Below are 25,634 nucleotides of genomic sequence, written 5' to 3'. Positions count from 1 at the left end.
ACGGCCAGATCTAGCGCCACGGCCAGGTCATCGACACCGCCCCCGAATCCAAGATTGTCGAGGTACTGCTGGAAGAAACCCTCACACTCACCTCCAACACGGACGACAAGGAGCAGCAGCGGTGAGCAACACCAACGGCAAGACGCATGAACCCATTGGAGCCCACGCCACACCGCCCGGACGCACCTTCACAATGGGAGACCCCCCACAAGCCTGGCCACTGGCGGGGCACCTTCTGCGACTCGTGCGCGATCCCCTGGCGTTCCTACGCTCCCTACCTGCCTGCGGCGACCTGGCCCGGGTCCGCCTCGGCCCGTGGCAGGTTATAGTGGTCTGCGACCCCGCGCTGACCCGCCAGCTGCTCCTTGACGATCAGACCTTCGACAAAGGCGGGCCCCTGGTCGACAGGGCCCGGGAGTTCATGGGCAATGGCCTTGCCACCTGTCCGCACCGTGACCACCGGCGCCAGAGGCGCCAGCTCCAGCCCGCCTTCCACCCCGCCCGCCAGTCCGGCCACGCGCGCGTGATGGCCGATCACATCACGGCAATCGTCGGAGCCTGGCAGGGCGGCGAGGAACTCGACCCTGTCACGGAGATGCACACGCTCACCGCGCGGGTGCTCGTCGCCACGATGTTCGGGACCGCCCTGCCCGCCACCACCGTCAACCGTCTCATCGACGACTTGACCACCGTGATGAACGGCCTCGGTCGGCGCATGCTCATGCCGCCCCTGGTGAACAAGCTTCCTCTGCCCGGCAACCGCCGCTTTGAGCGCGCGCGCCAGCGGCTGCGCCACACCCTTACCCAGGCGATTGCCGCCTCCGTTTCGGCTGGCACCGGCTACGGTGATCTGCTGTCGATACTGGTCAGGCTGGCCGATTCCGCCACACCCTCCCCTCAAGGACTACCGGGGCCCACCGACGCATCGCCGGACGCCGAGGGACTCATCGATCAGATCGTGTCGTTCTTCGTCGCCGGAGTGGAGACCGTTGCCACGACTCTGGCATGGGCGCTGCACCTGCTGGCTAATCATCCCGATGTCCTGGCACGGCTGCACACCGAAGTCGACACCGTCCTGGACGGGCGCACCGCGGCGGCCTTCGACGACCTGCCCCGCCTGAAACTGACTGGGCGGATCCTCACCGAAACCCTGCGCCTGTACCCGCCCGCCTGGATGCTCACGCGCACGACCGCGATGGACACCGACTTCGCCGGGCATCACATCCCGGCTGGCACCACCGTAGCCATCAGCCCCTACCTGCTACACCACCGGGCCGACCTGTTCCCTAATGCGGAGGTGTTCGACCCCGACCGGTGGGATCCACAGACCGCTACGCCGCCTCCGCGGGATGCCTGGGTCGCGTTCGGCGGCGGAGCCCGCAAATGCATCGGCGTCACCTTCGCGATGACCCAAGGCACCCTCGTCCTCGCTACTATCGCCGCCCACTGGAACTTCCGCCCCATCCCCGGCCGTACTGTCTCCGCAGCCCCCCGCGGAACGCTGACCCCGCGCGGGCTACGCCTTCACCTCTCCGCCCGCCCCAGCCCGCCCGCCAGCGGCGCCGATATGACTGCTCCGACCGCGGCACCGAGCTCTGCCCCCACCACGGCAGGAGGACAGCCTACTTCCCCCGTCTCCTTGAACGCGTCACCACCCTCGCCGCCCAGGGACACGGAACCCGGGTGATCGCCGACCGGCTCAACGCCGACGGCCTGCGCCCGCCCAAACGCATCGCCCGCTTCGGCGCCGCCCAGGTGCGGACCCTGATGAACCAGCACGCCATCCGCACCCCGAACCGCCGCGGCCGGCTCGCCGCCCTCGGCAGTCTCGGACCGGACGAGTGGACCGTCACGGACCTCGCCGCCGCCCTGCAGATGCCCACCGCCAGCGTCTACAACTGGATCTACCGCGGCTGGATCACGGCCCGGCACCACCCCGAGGGCAAGTACTGGATCATCACCGCGGATGCCGCGGAACTCGACCGCCTACGCGAACGACGCTCGCGCCCGCCCGGCTACTACACCCGGGCCCGCTTCACCGGCAGCACCCCACCCACCACCCGTCCCAGCGGAGGACAACCATGAAAGACCCAACTCGCTTGACCCGCACCACCAGTGGGCTGACTCGGCTTCCCAGAGGCGGTGATAGATCTCGATCAGTTCCTGGGCGGAACAGAGGTCGGCGTCGAGCAGGCTGGTGATCAGGCGCCACAACTCGGTGCGCTGGGTGCCGTCTTCGAGGCTGACGGTGAGCCAGGCTTCGATGATCCGGACCACGAGACGTCGGCCGTACCCACGGTCGGCGCGGTAGTGCTGGGAGCGGATGAAGGTCAGATAGGAGCCGTCCGGGAGCGCGTGCCGGTTGGTCGGGAAGCGTTTACGGGTGGAGCGCAGCAGGAATGCGGCGCCGGTCTCGGACACCGCGTTGAGGAAGTCCACCGCGTCGTAGTAGGCGTCGGCCAGCAGCAACATGGAGGCGTCCAGGCTGGCCAGCAGGCGGTGCGCGTAGGACAGTTCGCCGATGCGGTCGGAGCCGAAGGCGGCGTCGAGCAGGGCGCGGGTGCCGCACTCCACCAGGGCGACCAGTCGGACCATCGGATAGCCGAACTCCTTCACCTCGCCGATGTGCTTGGGGAAGCACTAGGTCACAGCGGGATCGTCGGGGACGCACTGGGTGGTGCCGTCCAGTGCGACCAAGCGCCGTCCGCGGTAGAACGAGCCCCGTCGGGCCGGGGGCGCGACCGGACATGCCAAGACCTCGAAGAGTCGGTGCAGCGGTGCTGTGCCCAATCGGCGTCGCGCACGCGACAGTGACGACGCACACGGGCATGCCGTCACCACCTTGCCGAGACCAGCGGTCAGTTTCGCCCACACCCCCGCGTACGAGACACGCTCGAACACGGCGAGCGCGAGCACGAAGTACACCACCACCCGCGCGGGCAGCAGTCGCAACCGCTGTTCCTGGGCCGCGGTCTCGGCGACAACGGCATCGACCAGGCAGGGGTCGATGATCTGGGTCAACTCGCCCAGATGGCCCGGGGCATACACATCAAGGGGTGTCGGGCATCGCCCGACGCTGGCAGACTGCTGCGACACGGGACCTCCGGGTACTCGTTCCTGGGCTCGACACCACAGGAACTACCCGAGGTCCCGCCCCATGACCAGGCACTTGACGCCCAGCCCGAACCGTAAAAGCAATGGCGTTGTACATAGTGGGACACCGCCTCTTCGCGACCCGCATCGGTCACGATGCGTGACTCCTTCCAGGTCGACACTTACCAATGGTGATTCTCTCGTTGAGAGCGGCGAGCCGATGTGTGGTGCTGTGCGTCCAGCGCTGATCGGCGTCCAGTTTATCGAACATGCATCCGGCAGGGTCACTGCCCGTACGGGCAGTGCTGTCGGACGGCTAGAGATTCTGGGCGTGATTGCTGCGGACTGCCCCCTGCCGCTCGGTCGGGTGTCGAGGTCTGACTACTCCGACGCCGGGTGTAGCGCCCAAGCGCGCAGGAGCAAAGCCCGATCGTGTCCCTTGTCGTGGTGTATGGGATCAACTGGCGGGCGTGTCCGTGGCGTTCGGTAGTGCCGGGGCGCTTTCGGGGAGCTCACGGTAGAGCTTGTCCATGCTGCCTTCGGGGAGGTAGCGGCGGGGGAAGGCGGTCCATTCGTCGTGCATCTCGAAGAGCACGGCGGTGACCAGCCGCAGCAGTGCGTCGTCGTTGGGGAAGACCTGGACGGCGTCGGCCCCGCGCTTGATCTCCCGGTCAATCCGCTCCAGCGGGTTCGTCGACTGGATCTTCTTCCAGTGCCTGGGCGGGAAGTCCGCGAACGCGGTCAGATCTTCCTTCGCGCCCAGCAGCATGGCTTTGGCCTGGGGGAACTGGGCGCCGGGCATGTCGGCGACGGTGTCCAGCTGGGCGCGCACGAGTTCCGCGGCGGGCTGGGTGAAGACGGTGCGGATCGTCGCGGCAACCATCTCCCCGGAGTCCTGGTCGATCACGCCGAAGACGTTCCGCAGGAAATGAACACGACAACGCTGCCAGGCGGCACCGAGCATCACCTTGCGGACCGCGGCGACCAGGCCCGAGTGCTGGCCGGTGACGACGAGGAGGACCCCGGACTGGCAATCCCCTGGGATCGTGGAGTCTTCGTCTATGCGGTTTGAGTCCGTGAACGGGCCTCAGCACGCTGTTGGTTGATGGTGTGTTCGAACTCGATCGGCGGCAGTCCGTCGGCCGCGCTGTGCCTGCGGCGCGGTTGAAGAAGTCTGCGATCCACGTGGCGATCTTCAGCCGGGCCTCGGCGCGGGTGGCGAAGCGGTGCCGGTGGATGTACTCGGCCTTGATCGACGAGTGGAACGATTCCGCGGCCGCGTTGTCCAGGGCCGACCCCACCCGCCCCATGGACTGCACCACGCCCAGCCGGTCGCAGAGGCTGTTGTGTACGCCTCACTCGTATATTCCGGGCCCCTGTCGCTGTGGAAGATCACGCCGTCCACGGCGCCGCCGCGGGTCGCGGCGGCCATCTGCAGTGACGCGCCGACCAGGGACGCATCATGCCTGGGGCCCATCGCGTAGCCCAGGACCCGGCGTGAGAACGCATCGTGCACGGACGCGAGGTAGAGCTTGCCCTCACCGGTTTCGGCCTCGGTCATATCGCCCCACCACAACACGTCCGGCGCGATCGCGTCGAAGCGTCGAAGTACCAGGTCACGGGCGGCTTTCCGCTTGCCCTGACGGGTCAGGTTCCGGCGCCGGCGCGGGGGCTTGCGGCCCTGGAGCCCGAGCCCGGCCATGATCTGGGCGACGGTGTTGGGCGAGACCTGCCAGCCCTCGGCCCACAGGTCCAGCGTGATCCTCGGCGACCCGTACGTCCGCCCCGACGCGTTGAAGAAGTGGATGATCCGCTCTGCCAGAGCGGCCCGTCTGACCTCGCGTTTCGTCGGCTGTTCGGGGCGGCGGCGCCACTTGTAGAACCAGGACTCGGACACTTCCAGCGCCCGGCAGGACACGGTGTGCGGGACATGGTGCTCGGCCCGCTGGCCGGCGATGAAGCCCGCAACCGTCACTTCATCGCCTCCTTCACTCAGAGGACCACGGAGCGCTTGAGGACATCGCGCTCCATCCCGATCTCGGTGTTCTCCCTGCGCAGCTGCTTGTTCTCCTCGCGCAGCCGACGCAGTTCCTCGCGTTCGGACTCGTTCAGTCCGCCCACGGCCTCCGCGTCCGCACGGGTCTTCGCACGGTGGACCCAGGTCTGGAGCGTGCCCTCGTGCACCCCCAGGTCCCACGCGACCTGCGCAGACGATTTCCCGGTCTCCAGCACGATGCGGACCGCACCCTCACGAAACTCGGCATCGTACTTCCGTCGCTTCTCCGCCATGACCCTCAACTACCCCTATGGTCACGACTCCACAGTACGAGGGGAGACCCACCCGGGGTGACCAGCGAAACCGTGGACGGCATGTCCCTGGCCAAGATTGACACGACTATCGGCGCTCTGCGCCGGGAGTCGTATCGGTGGGCACCGGCCAGGCGGGTCTACATCCCGAAGAAGAACGGGAAGCGACGCCCGCTGGGCGTGCCGACGGTCACGGCGTAGTGCCGGTTCGTCCAGGTCGTCTTTGGGTTTTGTGACGGTGACGTATCCGTTCCACGCGATGGTGGGCGAGCGTCTGGAGATTCTGTACGCCAAGCGCCGGGGTGGTGCGCTGGTGTTCGTGTGCGCGTACGGGGCGGCCCGGACGGTGACGCTGCCGCAGGCGTGGACGGACCGCGGGGAGGTGCCGTTGGACCACCGGCTCTCGGTTGAACAGCTCTGTGCTGCGCGGGAGTTGGCGGATGCGCTCGTCCGCCGGGGTGAACGAGCGGTGGGCGGGGCATCGTGAAGGCGGCGGGGATGAGCCGGACGCGGTCCTTGATGGGGCCGGGGGTGCGGGCTGATGCCGCAGGTGGGTGCGTTGTGCGAGCAGGTGACGGTGCTGGCCAACATGGTCGAGTCGGCGCTGGGCGGCGGTCATGAACGGGCTGTCGAAGATCACGGCGTCGCACCGCTCCAGGACGGCGGCGATCTATCTGCGGCAGTCGACATACGTACAGGTCCGGGACAACACCGAGTCCACGCTGCGGCAGTACGACCTGGTGGAACGGGCTGTGGAGCTGGGGTGGGCGCGTGAGGACGTGCTCGTCATCGACGCGGATCTGGGCCGCTCGGCGAAGTTCGGATCCGAGCGCCTGGGGTTTCGGGACCTGGTCGCGCAGGTCTGCTTGGGGGAGGTAGGGGCAGTCTTCGGCCTGGAAGTGAGCCGGCTGGCCCGCTCCTCGGCAGACTTCGCCCGCCTGCTGGAGCTGGCCCGGCTGACCGACGCGCTGCTGGTGGACGCGGACGGCGTCTACGACCTCGCGGACATCAACGATCGTCTCCTGCTCGGTTTGAAAGGCAGCATGTCGGAGGCGGAGCTGCACATCCTCGCCGGCCGGCTGCATGGCGCGAAGCGGGCCGCGGCGGGGAGGGGCGAGCTGCGGTTCCCGCTGCCGGTCGGTTACGTCTACGACGACGAGGGTTGCTGCGTGATCGACCCGGACCAGGAGGTCCAGGCCGCGATCGCCGACGTATTCGCCGTGTTCCAGGAGCAGGGCTCGGCGTTCAAGGTGGTCGGCGCATACGTCGGGCGGCGCTTCCCGTTGCGCGCCTACGGTGGCATCTGGGCCGGTCAGCTGCGCTGGGGCAAGCTCACGCACTCCCGAGTGCTGGGGCTGTTGCGCAACCCGTGTTACGCAGGCACCTATGTCTACGGCCGCTATCTCACCCGGCGCACCGTCCGTCCGGACGGCAGCGTCCACACCGGGATCGTGCTGCGGCCCCGCGCGCAGTGGCCGATCGTGCTGCACGGGCACCACGAGGGCTACATCAGCTGGGACGACTACCTGGCCAACGAGGCGAAGCTCAAGGCGAACTGCACCCACGACGGGGCCCGTCCGCCGCGCGAGGGCCTGGCCTTGTGTCAGGGGATCATGCTTTGCGGCTCGTGCGGACGCCCCATGACCACCCGGTACTACGAGTACCAGCAGGCGGCCTACGGCTGTTCGTCGTCGCGCGCCGATCACGAGGCCACCGCGACCTGCCGCTCAATCAGGGCTGACGCGGTCGATGAGCCGGTGGCCCGGCTGCTGCTCAGCGCGCTGTCCCCGGGCCAGATCGAGCTGGCCCTGGCCGCCGCCAACGAAGTCACCGTCCGGCACAGCCGGTCCCACCGGGCGGCTGAACTCGCCGTCGAGCGGGCCCGGTTCGATGCCCAGCGGGCCGAGCGCGCCTTCAACGCGGTCGAGCCGGAGAACCGGCTCGTCGCCCGCACGCTGGAGTCCCGCTGGGAGGCCCGGCTGGTCGCCCTGGCCGAGGCCGAGGCGGCACTCGCCCAGGTCCGCGAGGCCCGGCCGGCACTGCCGGACCGCGACGGGCTGCGGGCACTCGCCGCCGGTCTGCCCAGGCTGTGGTGGGCCGACACGACCAAGGACCGGGACCGCAAGCGGCTGCTGCGGACCTTGATCTCGGACGTCACGCTGTTGCCCGAGACGGACCGCGCCCGGGCCCGGATCGGGGTGCGCTGGCACACCGGAGCGACCGACGTTCTCGACATCCGCCGCCCCCACACCTCGGCCCAGGTCCGCAAGACCCCGGCTGCGGCACGGGAGTTGATCGCCCAGCTCAGCCCCACCCGCAGCAACGCAGAGATCACCGCCGAGCTCGCCCGGGCCGGGCTGATGACCGGCACCGGACAGTGCTACACCGTTGCGGCCGTCAAGTGGGTCCGCTACACCTACCAGATCCCCGCCCCGTCCCCGTTCCAGGACGGCGAGGTCAGTGTCGACCAGGCCGCGCAGATCCTCGGCATCAGTGCGAACGCGGTCTACTACTGGCTCACCCACGGCCGACTGTCCGGTCGCAAAGAGCCTGGTGGACGATGGTGCATCCCCTGGAACGAGCAAGTCGAGGCCGCCTGCCGCAGCCAGATCGACGCCTCCGGCCACCTCATCCCGCACGACCTCGTCCCCCGCGAGATCCGACCGGGCGAGATCACTGTCCAGCAGGCCGCCGACCGGCTCGGCGTGGTCTGCCACGTCCTCTACTACTGGATCCGCCTCGGCCGGCTCACCGCCCGCAAGGGCCCCGACACCCGCTGGTGCATCCCCTGGGACCAGGAGACCGAGACCGCCTGCCGCAACTGGCTCGCCCGCCCCGAACAGTTCGTCCCGCACGGGACCGGCAGCCGCCCCTTGTCCGAGGGGCACGATGAGCTGAGCATCCAGCAGGCCGCGGCCCGTCTGGGCGCGCTGCCCGCAGCCATCGCCTACCAGATCCGGGCCGGACGCCTCACCGCCCGCCACTTGCGCAACGGCCGCGTCGCCATCGCCTGGGACGACGACATCGAGGCCGACCTCCGCTGGCAGCTGGCGCAGCCCAAACACCCAGGCCCCACCGGCCCCGGCAGTCATCCGCTGCCTGCCGAGATCTCTGAAAACGGTGAGATCAGCGTCCAGGACGCGGCCGCTCGACTCGGCATCCGGGCCGGCACGGTCTACCACTGGATCTACCAGGGCGACCTCACCGCCCACCGCGCCGCTGGCGGCCGCGTCAGCATTCCCTGGCCCCCGGGCGTTGAGGCAGCATGCCACCAACGAGCCTTGAACTGCAGGAAGTTCACACCCCAATCCCAAATGAGTACAGCAGGAGGAGCAGTATGAAGCCACCACGCCGGCGATCAGGGACCGTGTCCACCAGGCGCGGGTGAAGAACGCGTTGGAGCCCGAGTGGGAAGCCAGGTTCGACGGCAGGAGCTACGGCTTCCGCCCCGGACGTGGATGTCAGGACGCAATGGAGACGATCCACAATGTCACCGCTAAGCGCAACGCGCGACGGCTGTGGGTTCTCGACGCGGATCTGGCATCAGCCTTCGACCGCATCAACCACGATCACCTGATGGCCGCCATAGGAAAGTTCCCTGCCAGGAAACTTGTCCACGGCTGGCTTAAAGCGGGAGTGATGGAGGACGGGCGATTTTCTCCAACTGAGGAAGGAACCCCGCAGGGTGGAGTGGTAAGCCCCCTGCTGCTGAACATCGCTCTCCATGGGATGGAGACGGCGGCCGGAGTGCAAACTGAATCCTTCAGAGACGGAGTTCAGAGATCCGTCATGGGAACTCCGGTACTGGTCAGGTACGCCGATGACTTCGTCGTGCTCTGCCACACGAAGGAAGAGGCGGTGAGGATCCGAGACGAGCTAGCGGAATGGATGCGGCCCAGAGGGCTCGCCTTCAACGAGGAAAAGACCCGTGTGGTCCATCTCGATGAAGGATTCGACTTCCTGGGTGCGACACGAAGTCGCATGGCTCGAGCGAGCACGCTGATTGGAGGGCTGAGACCGATGACAGCAGCGTAGCTCCGGATAAGTGTTCACAGGTCCGTCCCCGCTCTGACGTGCGTTGCTGGTAACGGCAGGGTGCGAAGCTCAGGGAAGACGCCCAAGGGCTCCCGCTCCATCCGGGGGCTACAGGCAAGGGGAAGGCCGGACGGGCGAGTACACGCGAACTCTCGATGATGCCTCGACATCGATACCCCCGGAGATGGGATGAACCGCTGGGGGCAGGGCTGGCCGTTGCGAAACGGCAGGCGGCGGCTGGTGACTAGGAGCCAGCCGCGAGAACACCGCCGCCCCGGGGTACAGAGAGCGCCCACCCCGGTCGGATCTCGACCATGCGGAACGTGAAAACCCCGTCGGGGTCCGGGGCTTGTCCCGGTAAGCCGACCGTGAGGGAGGCCCAACTCCCCGGCGGGAGCAGGACGGTCCAAGAAGCCAATGCCGGTACGCCGAAAGGCGACGGGAAACCGGGACACCACGGCCGCACCCTTCGCGGCCGTCCCGCATAACCGGCCGGATACAGGAAGATGCCTGGCCCGAAAGGGAGCTGACGTGGACCGGGTGAGCCTTTGACGCACCAAAGCTGAAGTACCGGAACCGAAGGACAAGTTGGACACAGATGACGGCACACGCATTCGCTCTCGCGATGGCGGCCCTCGGAGTGAACGGACCGGAGGACGCGGCACCCGACTGGGACGCCATCAAATGGCGCACCCACGAGGACCACGTACGGCGACTGAGGCAGAGGATCTTCAAGGCGACGAAGGACGGGGACCTCAAGAAGGTCCGCAATCTGCAAAAGCTGATGCTGCGGAGCCGGAGCAACACGCTGGTCAGCGTGCGGCAGGTCACGCAGCGCAATGCTGGCCGCAAGACGGCGGGCGTCGACGGGGAGGTCGCTCTGACCTCCCGCGACCGAGGGGAACTGGCGGAGCGGTTGCACCGCTATGCCTCTCCCCTCAAAGCGCTGCCGGTCAAGCGGGTCTTCATTCCGAAGGCGAACGGGAAACAGCGTCCTCTGGGAATTCCGGTGCTCGCGGACCGCGTGCAGCAGGCACGCGTGAAGAACGCACTGGAGCCCGAGTGGGAGGCCCGGTTCGAGCCGAGGTCCTACGGATTCCGGCCTGGACGGGGCTGCCATGACGCGATCGAGGTCATCTTCAAGACGCTCTGCGGCAACCGCAGCAAGCGCCGGTGGATCCTGGACGCGGACTTGGCCGGGGCATTCGACCGGATCGACCACGATCACCTTCTCGACAGTCTCGGCACCTTCCCCGCACGGGGCATGGTTCGGGCCTGGCTGAAGGCCGGCGTGATCGAGTCCGGCGAGTTCACGCCGACCGAGGAGGGAACTCCTCAAGGAGGCGTGATCAGCCCCATGCTGATGAACGTGGCCCTGCACGGAATGGAGCACGCAGCAGGGGTCCGCTACCGGCCCAGCGCACGCAGTGACGCTGAGACGGTCCAGGGATGCCCTGTGCTGGTCAGATACGCCGACGATTACGTGGCGATGTGCCACAGCCGCGAGCAGGCCGAGCAGGTCAAGGCCAGTCTCACGGCGTGGCTGGAGCCGAGGGGACTCCGCTTCAACGAGGACAAGACGCGCATCGTCCACGTTGAGGACGGATTCTCGTTCCTGGGCTTCGACATCCGCCGCCGAGTCGATCGGCAGGGCAGCGGAAAGCTGCTCATCACTCCCAGCAAGGAGTCGGTCAAGCGGTTCCGGAAGCGGCTCACCGCCGACGTGCGCTCCATGCACGGCGCGAACGCGGCCGCGGTGGTGTTCCGGCTTAACCCGGTCGTCCGGGGATGGTCGGCCTACTACCGGAGCGTGGTCTCCGGCCGGGTCTTCACCGGCCTGGACCATCACGTCTGGCACCTCACCTACCGGTGGGCCAGACGTTCGCATCCGAACAAGTCGAGGGGCTGGGTCGCGACCCGGTACTTCGGCAAGTTCCACAAGTCCCGGCAGGACCGGTGGGTGTTCGGCGATCGCGACAGCGGCGCCTACCTCACCAAGTTCGCCTGGACGAAGATCGTCCGGCACGTCCCGGTCCACGGTGGAGCATCTCCGGATGACCCCGCCCTGGCCGAGTACTGGACCGAACGGCGGCGCAAGAAGAAGGCCCCACCCGTGGACGAGCACACCGCCCGGCTTCTGCGAAGCCAAGGCGGACGCTGTCCCGCATGCGGGGAATTCCTGCTGCACGCCGAGCACGAGCCACGCAGCCCACGCGAGTGGGAGCAGTGGTTCATGACCGTCCGGCGGGTGCTGGCCAAACAGCACATCGTCGAACAGGTCGACGGCCAGGACCGGACCTTCTACCGACTCCTCCACGCGCACTGCCGACGGCAGATCCTTGCCGGAAGAGCGGTGCACCAGCCATGACGCCGACGCGGAAACCTCGTCGTCCTCGGGGCTTGCTTGAGCCGTGGTGCCTGGAAAGCGGGCACGCCCGGTTCTGAGGGGGCGGGGACGCAGCAATGCGTCCCCGCTACCCGACGGTTCAACTTCCGTCGGTATCGCGACGGGAAAGTCCTCGCCCGACCGAGCCAGGATGCCGTGCGAAGGGTCTGAGGGAAGATCAGGGAAACCGTCCGATCCAGGCGAGGTGCACCAGCCAAGGCGCTTATCGCCGAGCTGGGCCCTCTCGTCAAGGGATGGACCACCTACTACCGCGGGTCCTGCGCATCCGACACCTTCAGCAATCTGGACCGGTACATGTTCATCACCCTGTGGCGGTGGGCAGTCCGGGAACACCAGAACCAAGGCCGTGTATGGATCCGCAGGCATTACTGGGGTCAGTACCGACCTAGGAGTCGGGACATGTGGGTATTTGGCTCCGGCCAGTACTATCTCCACAAGTTCAAATGGACACGCATCATCCGGCACGTGGCAGTTCGTTCTAACGCTTCAAAGGACGACCCCGCGATGCAGGAATACTGGCAACAGAGGATCAGCAAAAGGAAGTTGCCGTCGGCCGAGCGCAGGCTAGTGCTGACTCTCGCTGCACGGCAACGGGGCCTCTGTGCCGGATGTGGTCTGGACCTGATCGAGGGAGCCGAGTATCAACCAGATGATATTCACGACTGGGTGAACTGGTTCTCAGCATCCTCGCGTGCGCTCAACGTGCACCACGTCGTCTACCGACGTGCAGGTGGCTCCGACGAGTTGAAGAATCTGGAACTCCGGCACACGGCCTGCCACCAACAGCATCACGCTGGTGATCACCGGAGAGACCTGTGCCAGCCCTCGCAGCCTGCTTGAGCCGTGTGCGGTCAACGCGCACGCACGGTGTGCGCCGTGAGGCGCTTCGTTGTATCCCCGACGCAGTCGGGATGAACTTGGAGGGAGGTTCATGGGCTGCCCGGCTCACCTGAACGCGAAAGCGGGAGGGGACCAGAGCATGCCGGGAAAGCGGTGGACGTTTCGGAGGCGTTCAGGACGTCGTGCCGCAAGGCCCGCACGATATGGCCAAGGCTTGATCTGCTTGAAGCCCAATTCCCAGAGTGAAAGTGACGCACCGTCGGAACAACGCCTGTAACCGACGCCCATTCCATGCTCGGGCATGAACCGTGAGACCGGGCAACCTCCGTGGAGTGGGTCGCCGCCCAGCGAGGGTGGTCAAGGGGATGAGTGGGCGGCCTACGTCGTGCTCGATACGTACAGCGAGGACGTACCACGGGATCGCCTACGGGGCGCGAGCCCTATGGCGACGGAGTGCTCATAGTAGTCGCCGGAGTAACGACCGGCCGTGAAGTCCGGGAAAGCCGGAATGAGGGCGAAGGGGCACAGGTAATCAGGAAGTTCGGACGGGGAGGGCTGCGGAATGCAGGATGCTGAAACCGTGCTGAACGTCATCCGGGAACGCGGCAGGCGTGGTCTGCCACTGGAGAGGTTGTACCGGCAGCTGTTCAATAGGGAGCTGTTCCTGCTGGCCTACGGGCGCATCTACGCCAACAAGGGTGCGATGACGCCAGGGGTCACCAGGGAAACCGTGGACGGCATGTCCCTGGCCAAGATTGACAAGATCATCGGAGCCCTGCGCGCAGAGTCCTACCGCTGGTCTCCGGCCAGAAGGGTCTACATCCCGAAGAAGAACGGGAAGCGCCCTTTAGGAATGCCGCCGTGGAGCGACAAGCTGGTCGCGGAAGTCGTACGCCTGCTGCTTGAGGCGTACTACGATGTCCAGTTCTCTGATCGCTCCCACGGATTCCGCCCCAAGCGGGGCTGCCACACCGCACTCGATGAGGTGGTGTCGGTCTGGAAAGGAACCCATTGGTTTGTCGAGGGTGATATCTCCAACTGCTTTGGGAGCCTTGACCATTCGGTCATGCTCTCGACGCTGGCGGAGAACATCCACGACGGCCGGTTCCTGCAACTGATCGACCGGATGCTCAAGGCCGGATATCTGGAGGACTGGCGGTGGAACGACACGCTCAGCGGTTGTCCGCAGGGCGGTATCGCATCACCGATCCTCTCCAATATTTATCTGGACCGGTTCGACCAGTTTATTGAACGGCAGCTGATACCGGATTTCGACCGGGGTAAGCGTCGGGGCAAGAACCCCGCGTACCAGAACGTCGAGAACCGGATCGCGAGGGCCAAGCGGCACGGCGACTGGGAGGCGATGCGCGCGCTGCGGCGCGAACGCCGCACCCTGCCGAGTCAGGACCCCGACGATCCCGGCTACCGGCGTCTTCGATACGTGCGGTATTGCGACGACTTCCTGCTCGGGTTCGCCGGTCCCAAGCACGAGGCCGAGGAGATCAAGGAGCGGATCCGGAAGTTCCTGCATGACGAGCTCAAGCTGGAACTGTCCGAGTCCAAAACCCTGCTCACGCACGCCACCAGCCAGGCGGCGCGTTTCCTCGGATACGAGATCAAGGCCCAGCATGGCGACACGAAGATCACCCGGAATCGTCGGGCGGTCAACGGCGCCATCGGCCTCTTCGTGCCCAGGGACGTCATCCGGGACCGATGCGCCCGCTACATGAAGAAGGGGAAGCCCGCTCTGCGCGGCCCGCTGCTGCACGACGAGGACTTCACAATCGTCGCGAAGTACGGGTCCGAGTATCGCGGGTTCGTCCAGTACTACCTTCTCGCCCAGGACGTGTTCCGCCTGGAGATTCTGCGCTGGGTCATGGAGACCTCAATGCTCAAGACCCTGGCCGGGAAGCACAAGTCGACCGTCACGAAGATGGCCCGCAGATACAAGGCGGCCGTCGACACTCCTGACGGCCGGCGAACCTGCTTCCAGGCCACGGTGCAGCGAGAGAAGGGGAAGAAACCACTGGTCGCCCGCTTCGGCAGGATTCCACTCAAGCGGCAACGCACCGCCGTCATTACCGACCGTCAGCCAGTCATGGCAACTGCCCGGCGCAACGAGCTGATTCATCGGCTCCTGGCCGGGCAGTGTGAGATCTGCGAGGGACGAACTGGGCTACAGGTCCACCACATCCGAAAACTCGCCGATCTCAACAGGCCAGGACGACCGGAACGGCCGTCGTGGGTGCATCTGATGGCCATGCGGAAACGCAAGACCCTCGTGGTCTGTGAACGCTGCCACCAGGACATCCACGCGGGACGGAGTAGTACAACACCATCCCGGAATTGATTACTGGAGAGCCGGGTGCGGGGAAATCTCGCCTGCCCGGTTCGGGAAGGGGCCGTCGGAAAAGGACCCGAGCCACGGGCACCTCGTCGGCGGCCTACCTCACCACCACCCAGCACAAGGACGCCACGATGTGCAGACTGCTCACGGCCCGCGAGGACTGGCTGACCGCCTTCCGTCTCCCTGCATACGCACCGGACTTGAACCCGGCCGAGGGCGTGTGGGCCCACCTGAAGAAGAGCCTGGGCCACCTGGCCGCCGGCACCACCGACCAGCTCGCCGCCCCCGCCCGGACCCGGCTGAAGAGAATGCGGTACCGCCCCGCCCTCCTCGACGGATTCATCGCCGAGACCGACCTCACCCTCGCCCCACCATGACGGCACCCCGAAACGAAGACCTCAGAAGCTGAGGCTCCGGACTGCAGAGCCCGGGAGGGCTCGTCAATGCGCCAACTTTTCGATGTGCCGCTCACGCGCTGTGGTGCGGTCGGCCGGTCCGGGAGGCGGCTGCCCTGTCGGGCGGGGCGCACATCATCTTCCGTACGGTGAGCGGTAGTTGATCCTCCGCTGCGGCCCTCCCCGCGTGCCGTGGAGGCTCCGCGGCGATTGGCGCGTTGTGGCCCAACCGGAACCGACGCCGTTCCCGGTGTGCTTACTCTCCGGTAGTTGATCATGGCGGGCGGTTACGGCGCCCTGGCCGGAGCATGGAAGGTGCGCACGCGGTGAACGATGTTGCAGGGACCTCGCTGACGGCGTATCAGCGGGACATCTGGGTCGGCGCCCGACGCGCGCCGGAGTCGCCGCAGTTCAACTGCGTGCTGTGGGACCGCATCGAGGGCCGTGTCGACCTCGGTGCCCTGCTGGCCTGCGCGGAGCGCGCACTGCGCGGGCACGAGGCGCTTGGGCTGCGCTTCGACGAGTACGAGGGGGCGCCCCGGCAGCGGGTGGCCCCGGAGCCGCTCCGGGTCCGGGTGCGGGACTTCTCCGACGGCCCGGACGCCACCGAGAGGTGCGCCGCGTGGCGGGAGCGTTCGCTGGCGCGCGCCCTGCCGCTGACCGGCGGCGGGCCGCTGGTGGAGGCCACGGTGCTGGTGGAGGGCCCCGAGGTGGTGCACCTGCACATCAAGGCACACCATCTCGTCGCCGACGGCTGGGCGTTCGACCTGCTGAGCCGGCAGATCCTCCAGGACTACCGGCGGCGGGCGCACGGCGACGGACGGCCCGCCCCGGCCGGGACGTCGTCCTACCTCGCCTGGGCCGACGAGGAGGCGCGCTACCGGAACGGCGCGGAGCACGCACGGGACGAAGCCTTCCACCGGCGGGCACTCGACGGCGCGACCCCCGCGCTGTTCACCCGCACCCCGGCCGCCGGCGGGCACCGGGTGCGCCACGCGTTCGTGGTGGAAGGTCCCCTGGTGGAGCGGCTGAAGAGCGCGGGCCTGTCACCGTTCGCGTACGTCGCCGCGGTGCTCGGCAGCTATCTCGCCCGCGTCCACCGCAGTGAGGAAACGATTCTGGGGATCCCTTTCCACAACCGGCCCGCCGCCGGGCAGCACGGCATCGTCGGTCAGTTCGCCAACACCCTGCCGCTGCGGATCGCCGTCGGTGGCACACGCACCGTCAGGGAGCTGGCGGCCGCAGTGCGGGAGACGGTGGACACGCTGCGCCCCCACCAGAGGCTCGCCCTCGGTGACGTCCTGCGCGCGCTGCCCTCGGCCGCGGGGCCTCGGCAGCTGTTCGACGTGACGCTCTCGTATCTGCGCTACGACCGTTCGGAAGGCCTCCCGGACCTCGCCTGGCGCACCAGCATGCTGGCCGTGGGGCACGACACGGACGCCCTGGCCGTGACCGTGCAGGCCTTCGACGGCGTGGCCGACATGCGCGTGGAGCTGGACGGCGCGGGTGACGTGTTCGACGCGGACTTCCCGCTGGCGGCGGCCGCCCGGCAGCTGAAGACACTGATGGAGAACGGCCTGGACGCACTGGACCGGCCCGCAGCGACGGTGGAGATGCTCACCCCGGCGGACCGCGCGGACCTGACCGCGGTGCGCGGCCACGGGCCGAAGATGCCCTTCGCCGACCGGGCCACGCTGCACGGCCTCTTCGAGGCGCAGGCCGCCCGCCGCCCCGACCAGGTCGCCGTGACCGGTCATGCGGGGGAGACGCTCACCTACGCCGAGCTCGACGCGCGGGCCGACCGGGTCGCGCGCGCCCTGCGCGCCGACGGCGTGGGCCGTGACGACCGGGTCGCCGTGGTGATGCCGCGCTGCCCGCAGCTGTTCGTGGCGCTGCTCGGCATCTTGAAGGCGGGCGGCGCGTACGTTCCGGTGGACCCCCGCCACCCCGCCGATCGCGTGCGCTTCCTCCTGGCCGACAGCAGCGCCAAGGTGGTCGTCGTCGCGGACGAGGCACCGCTGACCGGCGTCCCCGACGAACTGCCCGTACGCAGCGTCGGCGATCTGCTGCACCGCGGCGATCTGCTGAAGGACAGCGGCCCACCGGCGGAGCGCACCGGCACGCCTTCACCGACGGCCACGGCTGACGACCTCGCGTACGTCATCTACACCTCCGGCTCGACCGGCCGTCCCAAGGGCGTGCTGGTCGAACACCGCAGCGTCGTGAACCGCCTGGCATGGATGCAGCGGACCTACCCCCTCGGCGAAGGCGACGTCCTGCTGCAGAAGACCCCCATCTCCTTCGACGTATCGGTGTGGGAGCTGTTCTGGTGGGCGATCGAGGGCGCGTCGGTGGCCCTGCTGCCGCCCGGCGGGGAACAGGATCCGCGCGAGATCCTCCGGACGATCGGCCGTCGGGGGATCAGCAAGGTGCACTTCGTGCCGTCCATCCTCGGCCCGTTCCTCGACCTGCTGGAGGAGGAGCCGACGTCGCGGGCGGACGTCGCGTCGCTGCGACACGTCTTCTGCAGCGGCGAGGCACTGCCCGCGGCGCGCGTGGACCAGTTCAACCGGCTCTTCGGGCCCGACCCGGCGGTGCGCCTGGTGAACCTGTACGGCCCCACCGAGGCCACGATCGACGTCTCGTACCACGACTGCCCGTCCGATCCCGCCCACCCCGTGACCCGGGTCCCCATCGGCCGTCCGATCGACAACATCCAGCTGTACGTCCTGGACCCCGCGGGCCTGCCCCAGCCCGTCGGCGTGCCGGGGGAGCTGTGTGTCGGGGGTGTCGGCGTGGCGCGCGGCTATCTGGGCCGCGCCGACCTCACCGCCGAGAAGTTCATCGACGACCCCTTCACCCCGGGCGGTCGCCTCTACCGCACCGGCGACCTCACGCGCTGGCTCGCCGACGGCAGCGTCGCCTACCTGGGACGCATCGACGCCCAGGTGAAGATCCGCGGCAACCGCGTGGAGCCGGGCGAGGCCGCGCGGGCCCTCGCCGACGTCCCCGGCGTCCGTGACGCGGTGGTCGTGGACCACACCACACCCCGCCGCGGCACTCACCTGATCGGCTACTACGTCGCCGAGACCGCCATCCCCGCACAGCGGCTGCGGGACCACCTGGCACAAACGCTCCCCGCCTTCATGATCCCGGCCCGGTTCCTGCGCATCGACGGCATCCCCCTGACCCCCAACGGCAAGGCCGACCGCCGCGCCCTGCCGCTCCCCGAGGCAGACGCGGACCAGGCGGCCGGTGAACAGCCGCTCGACGCCACGCAGGCGGCCCTCGCGGAGATCTGGGCGCGGGTCCTCGACGTCGAGCGCGTCGGCATCCACGACGACTACTTCGCGCTCGGCGGCGACTCCATCCTGATGCTCAAGGTCCGCGCCGAAGCGGAGAAGCGAGGCCTGCGCTTCACTCTCAGCGAGCTGTTCCAGCACCCAACGGTGGCCCAGCTCGCAGCACGCACCACCGCGCACCACGGAGACGCCGACGAGACCGATCCCGAGCCGGAGCCGTTCGCGCTCCTGCCGGAGGCGGACCGCGCGCGGCTCACGGGCGAGGCCGACGCCTTCCCGCTCACCCGGCTCCAGCTCGGCCTGCTCTACCACAGCCGTGAACACGAGGGCTCGGCCCGCTACAAGGACGTGTTCCAGTACACCCTGGACATGCCCTGGCACCACGACGCCTTCCACCGGTCGTTCGACCGGCTGACGGCGCGCCACCCGGTCCTGCGCTCCTCCATGGACCTGGCCGGATTCACCGAACCGCTCCAGATCGTCCACCACCGGCTGCCCGGCGCCCTGGACGTCGCCGACCTGCGGGCCCTCTCCCGCGGTGCGGCCGACGCCGAGGTGCGGCGGCACGTCGAGGAGCGCCGCCACCACCCCTACCCGCTCGACGGGACACCCTTGTACCTGCTGCGGGCCCATCTGCGCGGCACCGGCGTGGAACTGGTGCTGAGCTTCCACCACGCGCTCCTCGACGGCGCCAGCGTGGCCAACCTGCTGCGGGAACTCCTTCAGGACTACGCGCACGAGCTGGGCCTCGGTACCGCACCGGTCCCGGCGTCGACACCGCCCTCACCGGCCGCCTACGCGTACGCGGAGCGGCGCGCCCTCGCCGACGACGCGGCCCGCCGCCACTTCCGGGACACGCTCGCGCACTCCGGACCGCCGCGGATCGACGGCCTCGGACCGCACCTGCCGCACGGGGAGCACAGCGCGGTCGCGCACCGCGCCGACCTGCCCCGGGCCCTGGTCCGCCGACTGCGGGCCGTCGCCGCCGAGCACACCCTGCCCGTGAAGTCCCTGCTCTTCGCCACGCACTGCCTCACCCTCAGCGCGCTGGCGAGCAGCCGGGACATCACCACCGGCCTGATCACCCACGGCCGTGTCGAACGCGCCCACGCCGAGCGCGCCGTCGGCCTCTTCCTGAACACCGTCCCCCTGCGCGTGGACACCGCCCGCGACAGCTGGCTCGACGTGGCCCGCGAAGCCCTGCGGCAGGAGCGTGACAGCCACCCTCACCGCCGCTACCCGCTGAGCGCCGTCGAGGAGCACCACGGCGGCCCGGTCGTGGACAGCGCCTTCAACTACGTGCACTTCCACCAGCTCGCCGGTCTCGCCGAGCTGCCCGGCATCGAGCTGCGGTCACTGCGCACCTGGGAGGAGTCGAACTTCCGGCTCCTGGTGAACGCGGTCACCGAACCCGACGGGAACCACACCTGGCTGCGCGTCGACGCCGACGGCAGCACCTTCTGCGCGGCGCAGGCCGCGCTCTACGCGCAGCACTACCTGGAGATCCTGACGCGCCTGGCGGAAGAGCCGCACGCGAGACCGGACTTCACCTTCCTCGCCGCTCCGGTCCCGTCCACCGCGCCCAAGGCACACCCCAGCGTGGTGGAACGTTTCGCCGAGCAGGTGACGCGCACGCCGCAGGCGACCGCGCTGGTGAGGGGACAGGACCGCTGGAGCTACACCGACCTGAACACCGCCGCCGACCACGTGGCACGACAACTGCGGACGGCAGGCACCCCGACGGGAGCACGCGTCGCCCTCGCCATGGACCGCTCGCCGCACACCGTCGCCGTACTCCTGGGAGTGCTGAAGGCCGGTGCCGCGGTGGTGCCGCTGGACACCAACTACCCCGCACCGCGCCTCGCGGCGATGCTCGCGGAGGCCCGGCCCTTCCGCGTCATCGCCACCGCCCGGCACGCACATCTCGCCGGTGACGTGCCGCTGCTGCCCGCCGGGGACCTCACCCGGCCGCGGCCGGACACCGCCGGACGGCAGCAGGACGGCGAACCCGGGGCGCGTCCAGGACCCGAGGGCACCGCACCGGACTCGGTCGGCGCCGGTGCCGCACGCGGCCGGATCGACCCCGGTCACACCGCGTACGTCCTGTTCACCTCCGGCTCCACCGGCCGCCCCAAGGGCGTCGCGATGCCGCACCGCTCCCTGGCCAACCTCGTGGCCTGGCAGCTCGCGGCGTCCAGCGGCGCGACGGGCGGCTCGACGCTGCAGTACGCGCCGCTGAGCTTCGACGTCTCCTTCCAGGAGATCTTCTCCACGCTCTGCGGCGGCGGCACCCTGCATCTGGTCGGCGAGGCCGAACGGCACGACATGCCCGCGCTGCTGCGCCTCATCGACCAGGAAGGCATCCAGCGCGTCTTCCTGCCCTACGTGGCGCTCCAGCACATGGCGGAGACCTCCGGGGCCCTCGGCCTCGTACCGCGTGGGCTGCGGGTCCTGATCTCCTCCGGCGAGCAACTGCGCGTCACCCCCGAGATACGCCGTCTGTGCGCCGCGCTGCCGGGCGTTATCCTGGAGAACCAGTACGGGCCGACCGAGACCCACGTCGCCACCTCCCACACCATGGCCGGGGACCCGGCGGCCTTCCCCGCGCTGCCGCCGATCGGCGTCTCCGTCGAGGGGGCGGAGGCGCACGTCCTGGACGAGGAGCTGCGCCCGCTGCCCGCGGGGGCGCGGGGCGAGATCCACTTGGGCGGCGCCTGCCTCGCGGACGGCTACGAAGGGCAGCCCGAGCTGACCGACGAGCGCTTCGTCCCCAGCCCGTTCACCCCGTCGGGCCGCCTGTACCGCACCGGCGACCTCGGCCTGGTGCTGCCCGACGGCGGCATCGTCTGCGTGGGCCGCGCGGACAGCCAGGTCAAGGTGCGCGGCTTCCGCGTCGAGCCCGCCGAGGTGGAGCTCGCCCTGCACGAGCTCACCGCGTACCGCGGCCACGTGCGGGAGGCCGCGGTCGTCGCCAGGCAGCGCGAGGGCGGCGACTGCTTCCTCGCCGCGTTCCTGACCGGTGACGCCGACCGCGTCGACCTGGACGCGCTGCGCGGCGAACTGCGGGGCGTCCTGCCGGACTTCATGGTTCCCGCACACCTGGAGTGGATCCCCCGGCTGCCGCTCACCCCCAGCGGCAAGCGGGACGACGCCGCGCTCCGCGCGATGCCCCTCGCCCGGCGCGCCGTGACGCGGGCCCACGCACCCGACGCCCTCGAAGAGGAGCTGACGCGGCTGCTCGCCGACCTGCTGGGGCTGCCCGACGTCGCGCCGTACGACAGCCTCTTCGAGCTCGGCGGTACCTCCCTGACCGCGATGCGCCTCGCTGTGCAGATCGAGCAGCGCTACCAGCTGGTCATCCCCCTGGCCACGCTCGTCGCGGAACCCACCGCGGCCGCGCTCGCGACACGCCTGCGGTCCGGCCGCGCAGCCACCGCGTTCAACCCGCTCGTACCGATCCGTACGGGAGGCTCCCGTACGCCGCTGTTCGTCGTGCACCCCATGGGCGGAAACGTGCTCTGCTACCTGCCGTTCGCCCGGCACCTGCCCGACGACCAGCCGCTGTACGCGCTCCAGGCGGCCGGGACGCACCAGGGCACCGCACCGCTCGACAGCGTCGAGGAGATGGCCCGCAGCTACCTCGCCGCGCTACGCACCGTGCAGCCGCAGGGCCCCTACCAGCTCGGCGGCTGGTCCTTCGGCGGCTTCGTGGCGTACGAGATGGCCCGTCAGCTACGGGCCGCGGGGGAGGAGGCCAGCCACCTCGTCCTCCTCGACACCACCGCCCTCAGGCCCGGCCCGCGCCCCCGACACGACGACGAGGCGCTCCTGCACTGGTTCTTCTGGGAGCTGCTCTGGCTCGACCGCGGCGGCGACTCGCCGATGCCGTCGTTCCCCGGCACGCTCACCTCGCTCACCGACAAGCTCGCCTTCGTCGCCCGCGCCGCGAGCGACGCCGGAGTCCTGCCGGCGGGCAGCTCCACCGCGGCCGTCCACCGCCTCTTCGACCTCTACCGCGCCAACTGGCACGCCGCGCTCGACTACCGGCCCGAGGACACGCGACAGGACCTCACCCTGATCCGTGCCTCCCAGCCGCTGCCGCCCGTCCTCGCCGCGATGCACCGCACCGCCCGCAGCCGCCACCAGGACCGGACCAACGGCTGGAGCGACATCACCAGCGGCCTGCTCCGCGTCATCGACGTGCCCGGCGACCATCTGACCCTCATGGAGGAACCGAACGTGCACCACACGGCGAAGACCGTCACCGACCTGCTGACGAGCCGGTCAGCCGACGCGACGCGGGCGGGGCAGCGATGACCGGCGTGACGCGAGGCGAGGACAAGGCCCAGGGCGGCGGCAAGCCCCGCACCGCCCTGATCATCGGCGCGGGCATCGGCGGACTGACCGCCGCCGTCGCACTGCGCCGCGTCGGCATCCACGTCGAGCTCTACGAGCGCGCCGGAGAGCTGCGTGCCGCCGGATCCGGCCTGTCGGTGATGAGCAACGCGATCAGCGCGCTCGCCACGCTCGACATCGACCTCGGCCTGGAGAAGCGCGGCCGGACCGTCGAGTCGTTCACCGTCCTCGACCACCGCGGCCGCCTGATCCGCAACCTGCCCTTCCGGGAGGCATGTGCCGAGGCGGGCGCCCCCAGCGTGTGCCTGAGCCGCTCGGCGCTGCAAGAAGCCCTGCTCGCGGAGGTCGGCGACTGCCCCCTGCACCTCGGCGCCACCGCCGCGGGCCTGCGTACCGAAAGCACGGGCGTCACCGTCGAGTTCACCGACGGCCGCACCGCCCACGGCGACTTCCTCATCGGCACCGACGGCTTCCACTCGGCGATACGCCGCCACCTCAACGCCCCTGAGGAGGAGCGGAACAGCGGCTACCTCTGCTGGCTCGGCATCGTCCCCTTCCAGCATCCGGTGTTCACCCCCGGCAGCGTGCGCCACTACTGGGGCAGCGGACAGCGCTTCGGCCTGATCGACATCGGTGACGGCCGCGCCTACTGGTGGGGCACCAAGAACATCCCCGCCACACACGCGCTCGACCGGTACGGCGCCAAGGACGTCATCGAGCGCGCGTTCACCGGCTGGGCCCCGGAGATCCGCGAGGTCGTCCACGCCACGCCGCAGGACGACATCCTCACCGTCCCCTCCTTCGACCGCCCCTTCCGCGACCGCTGGGGAGACGGGCCCGTCACCCTGCTCGGCGACGCGGCCCACCCCATGCTCACCACGCTCGGACAGGGAGCGGCGATGGCGATCGAGGACGCCGTCGTCCTGGCCCACACCCTGGCCGAACCCGGTGCGGACGACGACATCGCCCGCGCGCTGCGCACGTACGAAGGCCGCCGCCGCGAGCGCACCCGCGCGATGGTGACGGCGTCCCGTGAGATGAGCGACCTCGAACAAGCCGCGTCCCCTCCCCGCAGGCTGGCCCGCGACAGCTACTTCCGGTTCACCCCGCGCGCCACCCTCGCCCGCCGCTCCGCCCAGGCGCTGACGTTTCCCGCCCTGCCCGCCACCACCCCGCAGGTACGGCGGGAACTCAGCCCGCTGGAGCGCTGGTACTGGATCGCGGACCAGGCCTCACCCCTCAGCGGAGTCGTCCGCGCCCGCGTGCACGGCACGCTCCCCGTCGCACTCCTGCGCCGGGCTCTGGACGCCCTCCAGGCCAGACATCCCCTGCTGCGGGCCGCGATCAGCAGCGACGGCGGCACGGCGGCCTTCCGCCCCGTGGACGACCGGCCCATCCCGCTGCGGCACGTCACCCTGTCCCCTCAGGACGCCGACGACCACTGGGAACACGAGGTCAACGAATACGAGTTCGAGCACGGGATCGACTGGCGCGAGGGCCCGTTGCTGCGCGCCACCGTGATCAGCCGCCCGGGCGGCGAGCCGCGGAAGGACACCCACGATCTGCTGCTCACCGCCTCGCACTGCATCGCCGACGGGATGACAGGCCTGTCCCTGCTGCGCCAGTGGATAGAACTCGCCGGGCACCTGAGCACCGGTGCGGAGCCGCCCGCCACCTCCTACCCGGCCCTGCCTGCCGCCGAGGACCTGCTGCCGCGCCGACACCGCGGTGCGCGGGGAGCGGCGGGTCTCGGCGCCCTGATGCTGCGCGACCAGCAGACGGCACGCCGCCTGAGCCCGCAGCGCGTGACACCCCAGCGGAACGTTCCCTTCGAGCGGCGCCGGACCCGCATGGTGCACCGAACGTTGACCGCCGAGCAGGTGGACGGCCTGCTGGCCGCCTGCAAACGCCACGGCGCGACCGTCCACGGCACCCTCGCGGCGGCCATGGTCACCGCCGTCGCCCAGGACGCGGGCACCACGGCGCCCGCGCACTTCGCGATCGGTTCGCCCGTCGACTTCCGCGACCGGCTGCACCCCGCCCCCTCCTACGACGACGCGGGCAGCTACGCGGCGACCCTGCCCTCGTACGTTCCCTACCAGCCCGGCACCGCGCTGTGGCCCATGGCCCGGTTCATCAGCGAGGACCTGGCGCGCCGCACCCGGCGCGAGGAACACCTGTCGATGGTCAACCTGCTGCGCTGGGCGGGACCGAAGTCGCCCGCCCGGGCCAAGGGGTTCATGGAGTTCATGGACACCAAGGGCCCGCTCAACCTGTGCCTGTCCAACCTCGGGCGCTACGACTTCCCCGAGCGCGTGGGCCCCTGGCGGATCAGCGACGCCCAACTCGTGGCCGGGATCTCCGTGACCGGAGCGCTCATCGCGACCGCGAACACCAGCCACGGCCAACTCGCCTGGAACTTCAGTCACATCGACGGCGTCGTCACACCCGCACGCGCGCGGACCGTCGCCGACGCCTCCGTGCGCGCGGTACTGGAAGCCAGCACCGCGCCGTAGACGGCGGGTCGTACGAAGCCGGCGCCGAGGCGGCCC

At 69.3% G+C, this 25,634-nt stretch carries 15 protein-coding genes and 4 pseudogenes; 13 read left to right on the top strand and 6 right to left on the bottom strand.

Translation table 11 applies throughout. The annotated features are described in order from the left end of the window. Nucleotides 1-121 precede the first annotated feature (121 nt). Together C9F11_RS44435 and C9F11_RS44430 are read left to right on the top strand one after the other, a co-directional pair. Nucleotides 122-1,687 carry a cytochrome P450 gene (locus C9F11_RS44435; RefSeq protein WP_346347481.1) on the top strand — a complete coding sequence of 522 codons (1,566 nt, stop codon included), beginning with the start codon at nucleotides 122-124 and terminating at the stop codon, nucleotides 1,685-1,687. Next, on the top strand, nucleotides 1,684-2,085 hold the full coding sequence (locus C9F11_RS44430; RefSeq protein ID WP_138968127.1) for a hypothetical protein: 402 nt from the start codon (nucleotides 1,684-1,686) through the stop codon (nucleotides 2,083-2,085). The genes C9F11_RS44435 and C9F11_RS44430 overlap by 4 nt, the downstream gene beginning before the upstream one ends. Here the strand turns inward: C9F11_RS44430 and C9F11_RS44425 are convergent. From C9F11_RS44425 to C9F11_RS44415, 3 genes are all read right to left on the bottom strand, one after another. Next, a complete protein-coding gene (locus tag C9F11_RS44425) occupies nucleotides 1,987-2,595 on the bottom strand; it encodes a transposase (RefSeq protein ID WP_138968125.1) in 609 nt (202 codons plus the stop codon). The genes C9F11_RS44430 and C9F11_RS44425 overlap by 99 nt on opposite strands. A gap of 45 nt (nucleotides 2,596-2,640) precedes the next feature. Further along, nucleotides 2,641-3,096, bottom strand: coding sequence for a transposase domain-containing protein (locus C9F11_RS44420; protein ID WP_171076202.1), 456 nt, complete (start codon nucleotides 3,094-3,096; stop codon nucleotides 2,641-2,643). A gap of 454 nt (nucleotides 3,097-3,550) precedes the next feature. Beyond that, the gene (locus tag C9F11_RS44415; RefSeq protein ID WP_249402331.1) at nucleotides 3,551-4,060 is read right to left on the bottom strand and encodes a transposase; all 510 of its coding nucleotides are present in this window, start codon (nucleotides 4,058-4,060) and stop codon (nucleotides 3,551-3,553) included. On the opposite strand from C9F11_RS44415, the gene C9F11_RS49280 reads away from it, so the two are divergent. Beyond that, nucleotides 4,022-4,165: a hypothetical protein gene (locus tag C9F11_RS49280; RefSeq protein WP_249402430.1), complete on the top strand. Its 144-nt coding sequence runs from the start codon at nucleotides 4,022-4,024 to the stop codon at nucleotides 4,163-4,165. The two genes, C9F11_RS44415 and C9F11_RS49280, sit on opposite strands and share 39 nt — an antisense overlap. Nucleotides 4,166-4,322: 157 nt before the next feature. Here C9F11_RS49280 and C9F11_RS49275 read toward each other — a convergent pair. From C9F11_RS49275 to C9F11_RS44405, 3 genes and pseudogenes are all read right to left on the bottom strand, one after another. Then, nucleotides 4,323-4,403, bottom strand: a pseudogene (locus C9F11_RS49275) (integrase); the annotation flags it as partial. Nucleotides 4,404-4,495: 92 nt separating this feature from the next. Further along, nucleotides 4,496-4,990: pseudogene (locus tag C9F11_RS49270) on the bottom strand (IS3 family transposase); the annotation flags it as partial. A 95-nt stretch (nucleotides 4,991-5,085) separates the two neighbouring features. Beyond that, on the bottom strand, nucleotides 5,086-5,382 hold the full coding sequence (locus tag C9F11_RS44405) for a transposase (RefSeq protein WP_138968121.1): 297 nt from the start codon (nucleotides 5,380-5,382) through the stop codon (nucleotides 5,086-5,088). A gap of 54 nt (nucleotides 5,383-5,436) precedes the next feature. Between C9F11_RS44405 and C9F11_RS44400 the strand changes: the two are divergent. The 10 genes and pseudogenes from C9F11_RS44400 to C9F11_RS44355 all read left to right on the top strand — a co-directional run. Then, nucleotides 5,437-5,589, top strand: a pseudogene (locus tag C9F11_RS44400) (RNA-directed DNA polymerase); the annotation flags it as partial. Nucleotides 5,590-5,638: 49 nt separating this feature from the next. Beyond that, a complete protein-coding gene (locus tag C9F11_RS44395) occupies nucleotides 5,639-5,887 on the top strand; it encodes a hypothetical protein (RefSeq protein ID WP_138968119.1) in 249 nt (82 codons plus the stop codon). A gap of 130 nt (nucleotides 5,888-6,017) precedes the next feature. Then, a complete protein-coding gene (locus C9F11_RS44390; protein WP_138968117.1) occupies nucleotides 6,018-8,741 on the top strand; it encodes a recombinase family protein in 2,724 nt (907 codons plus the stop codon). A gap of 10 nt (nucleotides 8,742-8,751) precedes the next feature. After that, nucleotides 8,752-9,366 (top strand): annotated as a pseudogene (locus C9F11_RS44385) (reverse transcriptase/maturase family protein); the annotation flags it as partial. 694 nt (nucleotides 9,367-10,060) lie between these two features. Continuing rightward, nucleotides 10,061-11,803 (top strand): group II intron reverse transcriptase/maturase, encoded by a 1,743-nt coding sequence (gene ltrA / locus C9F11_RS44380; protein ID WP_138968113.1) that lies wholly within the window; start codon nucleotides 10,061-10,063, stop codon nucleotides 11,801-11,803. Nucleotides 11,804-12,241: 438 nt separating this feature from the next. Continuing rightward, a complete protein-coding gene (locus C9F11_RS44375; protein ID WP_171076201.1) occupies nucleotides 12,242-12,682 on the top strand; it encodes an HNH endonuclease in 441 nt (146 codons plus the stop codon). A gap of 562 nt (nucleotides 12,683-13,244) precedes the next feature. Next, the gene (locus tag C9F11_RS44370) at nucleotides 13,245-15,032 is read left to right on the top strand and encodes a reverse transcriptase domain-containing protein (RefSeq protein ID WP_171076200.1); all 1,788 of its coding nucleotides are present in this window, start codon (nucleotides 13,245-13,247) and stop codon (nucleotides 15,030-15,032) included. After that, nucleotides 15,029-15,406: a transposase gene (locus tag C9F11_RS44365; protein WP_269078164.1), complete on the top strand. Its 378-nt coding sequence runs from the start codon at nucleotides 15,029-15,031 to the stop codon at nucleotides 15,404-15,406. Before C9F11_RS44370 ends, C9F11_RS44365 begins: the two co-directional genes overlap by 4 nt. Before the next feature lie 326 nt (nucleotides 15,407-15,732). Beyond that, the gene (locus C9F11_RS44360; protein WP_138968107.1) at nucleotides 15,733-23,043 is read left to right on the top strand and encodes a non-ribosomal peptide synthetase; all 7,311 of its coding nucleotides are present in this window, start codon (nucleotides 15,733-15,735) and stop codon (nucleotides 23,041-23,043) included. Next, the gene (locus tag C9F11_RS44355; protein ID WP_138968105.1) at nucleotides 23,040-25,598 is read left to right on the top strand and encodes an FAD-dependent monooxygenase; all 2,559 of its coding nucleotides are present in this window, start codon (nucleotides 23,040-23,042) and stop codon (nucleotides 25,596-25,598) included. Before C9F11_RS44360 ends, C9F11_RS44355 begins: the two co-directional genes overlap by 4 nt. Nucleotides 25,599-25,634: the final 36 nt, after the last annotated feature.

Origin of the sequence: Streptomyces sp. YIM 121038, assembly GCF_006088715.1 — a bacterium.
Classification (GTDB): Bacteria; Actinomycetota; Actinomycetes; order Streptomycetales; family Streptomycetaceae; genus Streptomyces.
This window is presented reverse-complemented; position numbering and strand designations above follow the sequence as displayed.